The organism is Streptomyces corynorhini (assembly GCF_003346515.1).
GTDB lineage: Bacteria > Actinomycetota > Actinomycetes > Streptomycetales > Streptomycetaceae > Streptomyces > Streptomyces corynorhini.
On the sequence record NZ_QQNA01000166.1, the window covers coordinates 1 to 11,128 of the forward strand.

The 11,128-nt window shown below is 73.3% G+C and carries 9 protein-coding genes and 1 pseudogene; 6 read left to right on the forward strand and 4 right to left on the reverse strand.

Translation table 11 applies throughout. The annotated features are described in order from the left end of the window. Window positions 1-72: 72 nt before the first annotated feature. Window positions 73-1,284 (forward strand): annotated as a pseudogene (locus DVH02_RS20770) (pyridoxal phosphate-dependent aminotransferase); the annotation flags it as partial. Window positions 1,285-1,436: 152 nt separating this feature from the next. Here the strand turns inward: DVH02_RS20770 and rpmF are convergent. Both rpmF and DVH02_RS20780 read right to left on the reverse strand, forming a co-directional pair. After that, window positions 1,437-1,607, reverse strand: coding sequence for a 50S ribosomal protein L32 (gene rpmF / locus DVH02_RS20775; protein WP_114625340.1), 171 nt, complete (start codon window positions 1,605-1,607; stop codon window positions 1,437-1,439). Window positions 1,608-1,665: 58 nt separating this feature from the next. Beyond that, complete coding sequence (locus tag DVH02_RS20780; RefSeq protein ID WP_114625341.1) at window positions 1,666-3,198, reverse strand: hypothetical protein; 1,533 nt, start codon at window positions 3,196-3,198, stop codon at window positions 1,666-1,668. A gap of 335 nt (window positions 3,199-3,533) precedes the next feature. Between DVH02_RS20780 and DVH02_RS20785 the strand changes: the two genes are divergently transcribed. Next, entirely contained in the window at window positions 3,534-3,992 is a 459-nt protein-coding gene (locus DVH02_RS20785) for a ribonuclease domain-containing protein (RefSeq protein ID WP_114625342.1), read from the forward strand. 48 nt (window positions 3,993-4,040) lie between these two features. On the opposite strand, the gene DVH02_RS20790 is transcribed toward DVH02_RS20785, so the two are convergent. Then, entirely contained in the window at window positions 4,041-4,922 is an 882-nt protein-coding gene (locus tag DVH02_RS20790) for an SDR family oxidoreductase (protein ID WP_114625343.1), read from the reverse strand. 83 nt (window positions 4,923-5,005) lie between these two features. Between DVH02_RS20790 and DVH02_RS20795 the strand changes: the two genes are divergently transcribed. Continuing rightward, entirely contained in the window at window positions 5,006-5,578 is a 573-nt protein-coding gene (locus DVH02_RS20795) for a TetR/AcrR family transcriptional regulator (protein WP_114625344.1), read from the forward strand. Between the two features lie 130 nt (window positions 5,579-5,708). On the opposite strand, the gene DVH02_RS20800 is transcribed toward DVH02_RS20795, so the two are convergent. Further along, entirely contained in the window at window positions 5,709-6,401 is a 693-nt protein-coding gene (locus DVH02_RS20800; RefSeq protein ID WP_114625345.1) for a GntR family transcriptional regulator, read from the reverse strand. A 107-nt stretch (window positions 6,402-6,508) separates the two neighbouring features. On the opposite strand from DVH02_RS20800, the gene DVH02_RS20805 reads away from it, so the two are divergent. The 3 genes from DVH02_RS20805 to DVH02_RS20815 are packed head-to-tail and all read left to right on the forward strand — an operon-like array spanning window position 6,509 to window position 11,108. Beyond that, window positions 6,509-7,765 carry a sarcosine oxidase subunit beta family protein gene (locus DVH02_RS20805; RefSeq protein WP_114625346.1) on the forward strand — a complete coding sequence of 419 codons (1,257 nt, stop codon included), beginning with the start codon at window positions 6,509-6,511 and terminating at the stop codon, window positions 7,763-7,765. 20 nt (window positions 7,766-7,785) lie between these two features. After that, a complete protein-coding gene (locus tag DVH02_RS20810; RefSeq protein WP_114625347.1) occupies window positions 7,786-8,106 on the forward strand; it encodes a sarcosine oxidase subunit delta in 321 nt (106 codons plus the stop codon). Beyond that, a complete protein-coding gene (locus tag DVH02_RS20815) occupies window positions 8,103-11,108 on the forward strand; it encodes a 2Fe-2S iron-sulfur cluster-binding protein (protein ID WP_114625348.1) in 3,006 nt (1,001 codons plus the stop codon). The genes DVH02_RS20810 and DVH02_RS20815 overlap by 4 nt, the downstream gene beginning before the upstream one ends. Window positions 11,109-11,128: the final 20 nt, after the last annotated feature.

Sequence of the window (11,128 nt, forward strand, 5' to 3'; positions counted from 1 at the left end):
GCCCGTACCCCCCTTCCCCACCTTCCCCGCCCTCCGCTCCCACTGGTCCGACCGTAGAAGGAGACCGCAGCTATGTCCCCGTCACCCGAAACCGGCCTCCTGCACACCGCCGCGCACAGCCCCTCCTGGGCCATGCTGTCGCGGCTGTCACCGGCGGAATCGGCGGATCCGGCCGAGCAGACGGGGCGGCTCTCGCCCTATTCCAGGGCCGAACCGGCGCAGGAGCGGGTCGACTTCTGCATTCCGTGCAATCCGTACTTCCCCACGCCCGACATGTTCACCCGGATGCGGGGATCCCTGGAATCGATCCTGAAGTACTACCCGAGCGACGCCGACACGGTGACCTCCGAGCTGTGCAGGGTCCTCGGACTGAACCCGCAGACCGTGGCCATGGGCAACGGCTCCACCGAGCTGATCACCTGGATCGACCATCTGCTGGTGAAGGAGAGTCTGGCCATTCCCATCCCGACCTTCGGGAGATGGACCGACCAGCCGATGGAGACCGGCAAGCGTGTCGACATGTTCCCCCTCCAGGAGGACCAGGACTTCACGCTCGACCTGCGGGCGTACGTGCGTTTCATCCGGCAGCGCGGCTCCCGGGTCGCGGTCATCTGCAACCCCAACAACCCGGACGGCGGTTTTCTCCGCCGCCATCAGGTGCTCTGGCTGCTGGACGAGTTGGCGGACCTGGACCTGGTGGTGGTGGACGAGTCGTTCATCGACTTCGTGGACGCCGAGCGGGCCCCGTCCGTCGCCGACGAGGCGGCCATCCGGCCGAATGTGATCGTGCTGAAGAGCCTCGGCAAGAACTTCGGGCTGCACGGCATCAGATTCGGCTACCTGGTGGCCAATCCGGCGCTCGCGGCGACGGTGCGCAAGGCGCTGCCGAAGTGGAACCTCAACTCGTTCGCCGAGAGCGTCGTCTTCATGATCAAGGAGTACGGCGTCGAGTACCACGAGAGCCTGGCGCTGCTCTCGCGCGACCGCGCCCACATGGCCCAGGCCCTGGCGGCGATCCCCGATCTGATCGTCTTTCTCTCCCAGGGGAACTTCCTGCTGGTCAAGTTGCCCGACGGGGTCGACGGTGTGGCGCTGCGCGACCGGCTGCTGACCCAGTTCGGCATCTTCATCCGCGAGTGCGGCAACAAGCTGGGCAGCAGCAGTCAGTTCGTGCGTCTGGTGGTGCGTCCGCACGAGGACGTGCAGCGGCTGATCAACGCCCTGCAGGCGTGCCTGCCCGCCGGTCCGACGGGGCTGGCCCGCCACCCCGGCCCGGCGGCGGTCCCGGCGACGTCGTCGCTGCCCGCCCTGAGCCCGGCGCGCTGAGCCCCGGCTCCTCGGCGCCCTCGTGCGCGGGGGCGTCGTCGATCCGGTACGGGTCCGGGACGGGGAACGGGCCGTCGTCACGGTCCTGGTGGGCGCACGGGCATCGGGGCTCAGCCCTCCGGGCGCAGCAGACCGCGCGCGTACGCCTTGGCGAGGCGCTGGGGTACGAGGTACGAGGCGCCGTCGACGGTGACGGGGACGAGCTGCGGGGTGGTCGCCTTCCACTGGGCGCGGCGGTGGCGGGTGTTGCTGCGGGACATCTTGCGCTTGGGTACGGCCATGGTGGACCTCCGGGGTGCGGGTGACTGCCCGCACGCTATATGAAAATGGCTTCCATTATCAAAGCGTCCGGGGTGGCCGTACGGTCCGGGGCGGCGGACCGGCCGAGGGCGACACATAGGCGCGCAGCCCGCGCGCGCCCGGCAGGTCCGGCAGCCGCAGCGGGCGCCAGCCCCGCGCGTACGCCGGGGGCCGCCCCGCCCCCGGCACCACGACGGCCACCGGGCGGTCGCGGGCCAGCGCCACGAGCCGCGCCGGGGTGATCGAGACGTCGTGGCCGCCGGTCTGCCGGGACGCGCACCGGGCGCGGAAGGCGATCCGTACGGCCTCCTCGCCGCTGACCACGCAGGGCGGCCGTACGCCGTGGCGGCCCAGCTCGGCCGCGACCCGGCCGAAGGCGGTCCGGTGGGCCCGGCCGCTCGCGGCGACCCGGTCGAGGATCCCGTACTGCACGACCAGGTGCGCGGCCAGCAGTACGGCGAGTCCGGCCGCGGCCACCGGCCGGGGGCGGACGGCCGCCGCGATCCACAGCAGACAGAGCGCGGCGGGCACGGCGAGCAGCGCGTAGGCGGGCAGCAGGAAGCGCGGCGCCGCGTAGCCGATCAGCAGCAGATACGGCGCCGCGAGCGACAGACCGGCCAGGGACGGCACCAGCACGACGGCGGGACGGCGGGCCCGGACCGCCGTCAGCACGCCGCCCACGACGAGCGCGGGCAGGACGAACCACCACACCCCGGTGCCCGGCCGCCGCCACGCCATGTCGCACGGTCGGCACAGCAACCTGCCCTGTAGTGCGCGCAGTTGGTCGTAGAAGGCGAGGTTCCAGCCCAGCTCGCCCTGGATCCCGTCGGCCCGGCGCAGCCGTTCGCCGAGCCCGCCGTAGCTCAGATACGCCTCCGCCACCCAGGGCGCACAGCCCACGGCCACCCCCGCGCCGAGCGTCAGCAGCACGGCGGGGCGCCGCCACGCGCCGACGCACAGCGCGGCGAGGAGCAGTGGCAGCGCGAGCCAGCACGCGTCGGTGGGCCGCATCAGCGCGGTGAACGCCGCCCCGGCGCCGAGCCCGGCGAGGGCGGCGCGGTCCGCGCGGTCGCGCACGGCGCGCAGAAAGCAGCCCACCGTGGAGAGGGAGCCGAGCGCGACCCAGAGGTTCGGCATCACCTGCGGCCCGTAGAACACGGTGACCCACAGCCCGGCGAACAGCGCTCCGGCCACGGTCGGTACGCGCGCCGGGAGCAGCGGGCGCCACACCCGCAGCGCGAGGAACAGCCCGGCGCCCGACAGCAGCGCCAGGTAGACCCGCAGGGCCTCGACGGACGGGGTCAGCGCGGTCAGCGGCGCGACGAGGAAGGTGATGCCCCGGGCGCGCGGCGCGCTGAAGAACGCGGCTTCCGCTCCCGGGCTGACCTGGCGGACGTAGACCGTCTCGTCCCAGCCGAGCCCCGACCCGGCCACCAGCAGCGCCAGCTGGACGAGTGTGTAGAGCCCGGCGACAGCCGCGGGCCCGGCGAGGCCGCCACCGGGCCCCCGGGTCCCGCCCGGCCGGGACCACCCCCGTCGCGGGCCGGACACGGGCGTCGAAGTCTGCGCCATGCGCTCACGCTGCCCCCGCGCCCACGACCCGGCCACCGGGAGACGGCAGCCGGGCCAATCGGCGCGGGGAGGGCGGCGGGGCCGACGGCCGTGGCGGGGATTCCCGAGGAGGAAGCGGCGGCGAGTGCCGCGGTCCGCAGGAGGGTTCGCCCGGTGAGGGGCGGCGCCGTGGGCTTCCTCAGCTCCGTTCCTCCGCCCGCCCGTTCGCCATGACGTACATCATGCGGAGAACCGGTCGGAAGATAGATTCGGCATACCGGCGCGTCAACGATTCCGGCAGGGCCCGTCACCCCGGCGGGCCGTGACCGATCGGCCCGCCGACGGTTTGAAGGGGTATGACTCTCTTCCGCAAGCGTTACGCGGCGGGCGCCGCTCTGCTGCTGGCCGCGCTCGCCGTCCCGGCCGCGTCCTCCGCGACAGCGGGAACCCCCGTACGGATCCCCGCTCTCCGGGCGGCCGATGTCATCGATCCCCCGCTGCCCGTCGAGGCGTTCCCCGGCCAGGTGAAGGAAGCCTGCGGGATCTGGCAGGAGCTGGACTGGCCGGCCGCCAATCGCCCCACGGACTACCCGGTCGTGAACACCCGCTTCGTGATCCGCGGCAGCAACGTCTACCGCAACCGCTCCGGCGACCTCCCCGTCGACGGCGGCTACCGCGAGTACGACGTCAACCCGCGCGAGCCGGGACAGCACCGGGACGCCGAGCGCCTGGTCCGCGACCCCGACACCCGCACCGTCTGGTACACGGGCGACCACTACGACAACTTCCAGGAGATCGCCTCCGGCTGCCCCTGACCCGCCCCGAGGGGGGGCGGAGCCGGGCGGCGCCCCCGCCGGTCCGGCTCAGGCGGGGTAGCCCCCGGCTTCGAGGTCTTCCAGCAGGCTCGGGTGGGTGGGCCGCCAGCCGAACTTCTCGCGGGTGATCGCGCTGGAGGACGGCTGGTCGTACGCGAAGACGTGGCCGAGGAAGCCGAAGCTCTCCGGCTCCACGGGCTCGGTGGGCAGCCCGAGCCGACGGCCGATGACCTCGGCGATGTCGCGCATGCGGTCGCCCTCGTCGGCGACCGCGTGCGCCACGGTGCCGGGAGCGCCCCCTTCCAGGACCAGGCGGAAGAGCGGCGCGGCGTCGAGCCGGTGGACCGCCGGCCAGCGCTGCTCACCGTCGCCGACATAGCCGGAGACCCCGGTGCGCCGGGCGGCCTCGATGAGCATCGAGGCGAACCCGTAGCGCTCGCCCCGGGCGTGGACCGATCGCGGGAGACGGACGACCCCGGAGCGGACGCCCTCGGCGGCCAGATCGAGGACCGCCCGCGCGTTGCGCCCACGACCGCCCACGGGGCCCTCGGTCGGCGCCGGGTCCTCCTCGGTCGAGAGGCGGCCCGGGACGGCGGGGGTGCCGCCCGCGATGACGAGCGCCTTCCCGGTCCCCTTGAGCGCGGTGCCGAACGCCTCGACCGCGAGGGCCTCCTCCGCGACACATCGCTCGAAATCCGTGAAGTCGTTGCCGAAGGCGAGGTGGATCACCCCGTCGGCCGCGTCGGCCCCGGCGCGCAGCCGCTCGGGATCGCCGAGATCGCCCCGGTGCGCGGTGGCTCCGGCCGCGGTGACGGCCCGCGCCGAGGCGTCGGAGCGCGCCAGCGCGAGCACGTCGTGGCCCGCGGCGATCAGCTCGGGGACGACCGCGGATCCGATGCCGCCGCTGGCGCCGGTGAGGAAGACACGCATAAGAGACTCCCAAGATGACGGGACAATGGTCGCATCACCGTAGCAGAGTGATGGGACGATGGTCGCATTGATATGCTGGGGCCATGCCTCGATGGGAACCCGACGCGCGCCACCGACTCGTCACCGCCGCGCTGCATCTCTTCTCGGAACAGGGCTACGACGGCACGACCGTCACCGAGATCGCCCAGCGCGCCGGGCTCACCAAGAGCACCTTCTTCCGTCACTTCCCGGACAAGAAGGACGTGCTCTCCGCGGGTCAGGAGACGCTGTCGCGGCTGATGGCCGACGGCGTCGCCGGGGCGCCCGAAGGCGCCACCCCCATCGTCGCGGTCGCCGCGGGACTGGAGAGCGCGGCCGGTGCGATGACACCGTTCAACCGCGAACTCGGTCCGCGGCTGCACGCCGTCATCGCGACCAGCGCCGAGTTGCAGGAGCGCGACCAGCTCAAGCAGGTCGGCATCGCCGCGGCCGTGACGGAGGCGTTGCGCGCCCGTGGCGTGCCGGACCCGGTCGCCGCGCTCGCGGCCGAGGTGGGCATGCTCGCCTTCAAGGAGGCGTACACCGCCTGGACCGCGCCGGACAACCAGCAGGAGTTGACGGAGCTGACCCGGGCGAGCCTGGAGCGGCTGCACGGCGCGCTCGCCGAACTCGGCTGACCAGCCGACAGGACCCGGCTCAGCACCGGACGCGCCACCGGTCCGCGCCCGCCCCCTGTGGCCCGGGTCCGGGCCGCGCCCGCGGCCCTGCCGGGGGCCCGACGTCAGGAAGCCGGGCCTGGCGGCTCGGTCAGATCACGGCGCGGATGGCCCGTTCGAAGCCGTCGATATGACCGCGGGCCAGCTCGGCGGCCTTCTCCGCGTCCCCGGCGACGACGGTGCGCAGCAGCGGGCCGTGCTCGCGGATGTGGTCGGCCATGCCGGGCAGCCGGTCCACGAAGAGGCACCACACCCGGGTGGCGAGGTTGTCGTACTGGACCAGGGTGTCTTCCAGATACGGGTTACGGGCCGCGGTGTAGATCGCCCGGTGCACCGCGAGGTCCAGGCGCATCAGCTCCTCCGGGGGCCTGGGCGCGCTCCCGGTCTCCGGTCCCTCGATGATCCCCGGCTCCCGCAGCAGCGCGGTGAGCCGGGCGCGGTCCCCGGCGCCCGCGCGGCGCGCGGCCTGGGCGGCGGCCATGGGCTCCAGCTGTCGGCGGACCTCGGAGATGTGCGCGAGGTCCGTGATGTTGACCTCGGTGGCGAAGGTGCCGCGCCGCGGGTACGCGGCGATCAGCCGCTCGTACTGCAGCCGCTTCAAAGCCTCGCGCACGGGGGTGCGGCCGAGGCCGAGGGAGTGGGCGAGCTGCTCCTCGTTGACCGGCGCGCCGGGGCGGATGTCGAGCATCACCAGACGGTCGCGGATGGCGCGGTAGGCCCGTTCGGCGTGGGAGAGACCGGGCTCCGCGAGCCCCTGCCGCCGCGGCCCCGCGCGTTCCGTCATCACGCCCCCACACGACGCCCTCTTGACCTGTTCCGAGGGGTCTCATACGTTACCGCACCAGTTGATATATCAGTTGTCGGCCAGAGGTACTTCAGGATGGTGCACAGATGGCAGCGAACGGGCCGCCCGGACGCCGCGAGCACCGCGGCCCCGGTGAACTCCCCGAGCATCCCGCGCACTTGTGGCGGAACCCCGAGCCGCGCTCCTCCTACGACATCGTCATCGTCGGCGGCGGCGGGCACGGCCTCGCCACCGCCTACTACCTCGCCAGGAACCACGGCATCACCAACGTCGCCGTGCTGGAGAAGGGGTGGCTCGCGGGCGGCAACATGGCCCGCAACACCACCATCATCCGCTCCAACTACCTCTGGGCGGAGAGCGCGGCGCTCTACGACTACGCGCTCGACCTGTGGGAGGGGCTGCCCGACGAGCTGGGGTACGACTTCCTCTTCAGCCGGCGTGGTGTCCTCAACCTCGCCCACACCCTCCAGGACGTACGGGAGGGCGTGCGCCGCGTCGGCGCCAACCGGCTCAGCGGGGTGGACGCCGTCTGGCTCGGCCCCGAGGAGACCGCCGAGGTCTGCCCCATCCTCAACGTCTCGCGCGACAGCCGCTATCCGGTGCTCGGCGCCACGTATCAGCCGCGCGCCGGTATCGCCAAGCACGACCACGTCGCCTGGGCCCTGGCGCGCGGCGCCGACGAACTGGGCGTCGACCTCATCCAGAACTGCGAGGTCACCGGCTTCCTCAAGGACGGCGAGCGGGTCGTGGGGGTCGAGACCACCCGGGGCCGGATCCACACCGGGCGCGTCGGGCTCAGCGCCGCCGGGCACAGCGGTGTGCTCGCCGAACGGGCGGGCTTCCGGCTGCCGGTACGCTCGCATCCGCTCCAGGCGCTCGTCTCCGAACTCCACGAACCCGTCCACCCGACCGTCGTCATGTCGAACCACGTGCACGTCTACGTGTCGCAGGCGCACAAGGGCGAGCTGGTGATGGGGGCGGGGGTGGACGCGTACAACGGGTACGGGCAGCGCGGTGGTTTCCACATCATCGAGCAGCAGATGGCCGCCGCCGTCGAACTCTTCCCCGTCTTCGCCCGCGCCCACGTCCTGCGCACCTGGGGCGGCATCGTCGACGTCACGCCGGACGCGTCCCCGATCGTCTCCGCCACCCCGGTCGAGAACCTGTACGTCAACTGCGGCTGGGGAACAGGCGGTTTCAAGGCCACCCCGGCGGCGGGACTGACCTTCGCCCACACCATCGCCACCGGAAATCCGCACCCGCTCAACGCGCCCTACTCCCTGGACCGCTTCGTGACGGGCGCCCTCATCGACGAACACGGCGCCGCGGCCGTGGCCCACTGACCATCCGAGAGGACGGCACCGTGCTCCTCGTGCACTGCCCCTGGTGCGGGCCCCGGAACGAGACCGAGTTCCACTACGGCGGCCAGGCACATGTCCCGTACCCCGCCGACCCGCACGCCCTCGACGACGCCCAGTGGGCCGAGTACGTCTTCTACCGCGACAACCCCGAGGGGCCCTTCGCCGAGCGGTGGATGCACGGCGCGGGCTGCCGCCGCTGGTTCAACGCCGTACGCGACACGCTTACTTACCGGATCCTCGCCACATACCGGCCGGACGGGCCCCGCCCCGACCTGCCGCCGCACGCCTCCGAGCCCACCCGTCCGTCCGGAGGGACCCGATGACCGGCGCACAGCCCCACCGGCTCCCGCGCGGAGGCCGCGTCGACCGCTCCACACTCCTGCGCTGCACGGTCGACGGCCACGAACTGACCGGCCATCCCGGTGACACCGTCGCCTCCGCCATGCTCGCCCACTCCGTCCTGGAGGTCGGCCCCTCGATCTACCGGGGACGCCCGCGCGGTATCGTCGCCGCCGGGGCCGAGGAGCCCAACGCCCTTCTCCAACTGGCGGGTTCGTACGCGGAGGGCATGCTGCCCGCCACCACGGTCGAGCTGTACGACGGTCTGTCCGCCACCACGCTCTCCGGGCGCGGGCGGCTCGATCCGGCCCCCGACCCGGCGCTGTACGACAAGAAGTACGTACACACCGACGTTCTCGTCGTCGGCGCGGGCCCGGCCGGACTCGCCGCCGCCACGGCCGCCTCCGCCACCGGGGCGCGGGTCCTGCTGCTGGACGAACAGGCCAAGACGGGCGGCTCGTTGCTCTCGGAGCCCGATATCCGTACGGGCGGATCCGCGGTGCTCGGGGGGAGCCCGGCCGCCGACTGGCTCGACACCGCCCGCGCCGCGCTCGCCGCCGCCCCCGAGACCACCGTCCTCACCCGCACCACCGCCTTCGGCGCGTACGACGACAACTACGTGCTCGCCCTGCAACGGCGCACCGACCATCTCGGCCCCCGCGCCCCCGCGGGCGTCTCCCGCCAGCGCCTCTGGCACATCCGCGCCGCCCGCGTCGTCCTCGCCACCGGCGCCCACGAGCGCCCCCTGGTCTTCGCCGACAACGACAGGCCCGGGGTGATGCTCGCCTCCGCCGTCCGTACGTACGTCAACCGGTACGCCGTCGCCCCCGGCGCCCGGATCGCCGTCGCCACCACCGGGGACAGCGCCTACGACACCGCACGGGATCTGCGCGCGGCGGGCGTCACCGTGGTCGCCGTCATCGACTCCCGCGCCGAACTCACGCCGCGAGCCGCCGCGTTGGCGGACGCCACGGGCATCCACGTCCGGACCGGCAGCGCCGTCACCGGCACCCGCGGCGGGCCCCGGCTGACCGGTGTCACCGTCCGCGCCCTCGACGCCCACGGGCGGCCCACCGGGGAGGGCACGGAGACCGGCTGCGACGTCCTCGCCGTCTCCGGCGGCTGGAGCCCCGTCGTCCACCTGCACAGCCAGCGCCAGGGCGGCCTGCGCTGGGACGACGCGCTCGACGCCTTCGTCCCCTCCGAACCGGTGCGCGGCCAGCACCTCGCGGGAGCGGTGTGCGGGACGTGGCAGCTGCCGGAGTGTGTCGCGGAGGGCTCCTACGCGGGTGGCCGGGCCGCGTACGAGACCGGGCACGGCCCCGCGCCCGTGACGGAACGTCCGGTACGGACCGCACCGGGCCCGGTGCGTCCGCTCCGGTACGTCCCCGGCGCGGAAGACGGCGACGACACACACTTCGTGGACCCGCAGCGCGATGTGACCGTCGCCGACATCCGCCGCGCCACCGGCACAGGGATGCGCGGCGCCGAGCACATCAAGCGGTACACCTCCCTCGGCACCGCCAACGACCAGGGCAAGACCTCCGGGGTGAACGCGCTCGGCGTCCTCGCCGCGCTGCTCGACGAACACGACGAACCCGACGGACGCCACGGACGCCACGGACGCCACGGACGCCACGAACCCGATGAACGCGACGGACGCTACGAGCCGGATGAGGACCGCGTCCCCGGCGCCGCGACCACGCCCGGGGACCTCGGCACCACCACCTACCGCGCCCCCTACACCCCCGTCGCCTTCGCCGCCCTCGCAGGCCGCGAGCGCGGCGACCTCTTCGACCCCGCGCGCCGCACCGCCCTGCACGCCTGGCACGCGGCGCACGGCGCCGAGTTCGAGGACGTCGGCCAGTGGAAGCGCCCCCGTCACTACCCGCTGCCCGGCGAGGACATGGACACCGCCGTGGAGCGCGAGTGCCGGGCCGCCCGGGAGAGCGTCGCCGTCATGGACGCCTCCACCCTCGGCAAGATCGAGGTGTGGGGCGCCGACGCGGGCACGTTCCTGGACCGCGTCTACACCAACGGCTTCAAGAAGCTGAAGACCGGCTTCGCCCGCTACGGCGTCATGTGCGGGCCGGACGGCATGATCTTCGACGACGGCGTCACCCTCCGTCTCGCCCCCGACCGCTACACCATGACGACCACCACCGGGAACGCCGCGGCCGTCCTCGACCGGCTGGAGGAGTGGCTCCAGACCGAGTGGCCCGGCCTCGACGTCCACTGCACCTCCGTCACCGAACAGTGGTCCACCGTCGCCGTCGTCGGCCCCCGCTCCCGCGAGGTCGTCGCCCGCGTCGCGCCCGGACTCGACGTCTCCGTCGAGGGGTTCCCGTTCATGACCTTCCGCGAGACGACCCTCGCGAACGGGGTGCCCGCCCGGGTCTGCCGGATCTCCTTCTCCGGTGAACTCGCCTACGAGATCAACGTGTCGGCCTGGTACGGGCAGGCCGTCTGGGACGCCGTGCTGGAGGCGGGACGCCCGTACGGCATCACCCCGTACGGCACCGAGACCATGCACGTCCTGCGCGCGGAGAAGGGGTTCATCATCGTCGGCCAGGACACCGACGGCACCGTCACCCCGCAGGACGCCGGAATGTCCTGGGTGGTCTCCACGTCCAAGGACTTCATCGGCAAGCGGTCCTTCTCCCGCCCCGACACGCGACGCCCCGACCGCAAGCACCTCGTCGGCCTGCTGCCCGAGGACGGCGCCACCCGGCTCCCCGAGGGGACCCAGCTCATCGCCGCCGACGTCCCCCTCACCCCGGACGAGGGCCCCGTGCCGACGCTCGGCCACGTCACCTCCAGCTACCGGAGCCCGGCGCTCGGCAGCCCGTTCGCCCTCGCGCTGGTCGCGGCGGGGCGCGAGCGGCTCGGCGAGACGGTGCACGCCGTCGTCGGCGACACCCGCGTACCCGTACGGCTGCACGGGCCGGTGCTCTACGACCCCGAAGGGACGAAGCGAGATGGCTGACACCCCCCTCCCCACGCCCC

What these genes read in the sequence shown, in the direction of transcription:
- DVH02_RS20795 (WP_114625344.1), top strand. Translation starts at nt 5,006, where the DNA reads ATGCCTCGATGGGAACCCGACGCGCGCCACCGACTCGTCACCGCCGCG.
- DVH02_RS20790 (WP_114625343.1), bottom strand. Translation starts at nt 4,922, where the DNA reads ATGCGTGTCTTCCTCACCGGCGCCAGCGGCGGCATCGGATCCGCGGTC.
- DVH02_RS20785 (WP_114625342.1), top strand. Translation starts at nt 3,534, where the DNA reads ATGACTCTCTTCCGCAAGCGTTACGCGGCGGGCGCCGCTCTGCTGCTG.
- DVH02_RS20805 (WP_114625346.1), top strand. Translation starts at nt 6,509, where the DNA reads ATGGCAGCGAACGGGCCGCCCGGACGCCGCGAGCACCGCGGCCCCGGT.
- rpmF (WP_114625340.1), bottom strand. Translation starts at nt 1,607, where the DNA reads ATGGCCGTACCCAAGCGCAAGATGTCCCGCAGCAACACCCGCCACCGC.
- DVH02_RS20780 (WP_114625341.1), bottom strand. Translation starts at nt 3,198, where the DNA reads ATGGCGCAGACTTCGACGCCCGTGTCCGGCCCGCGACGGGGGTGGTCC.
- DVH02_RS20815 (WP_114625348.1), top strand. Translation starts at nt 8,103, where the DNA reads ATGACCGGCGCACAGCCCCACCGGCTCCCGCGCGGAGGCCGCGTCGAC.
- DVH02_RS20800 (WP_114625345.1), bottom strand. Translation starts at nt 6,401, where the DNA reads ATGACGGAACGCGCGGGGCCGCGGCGGCAGGGGCTCGCGGAGCCCGGT.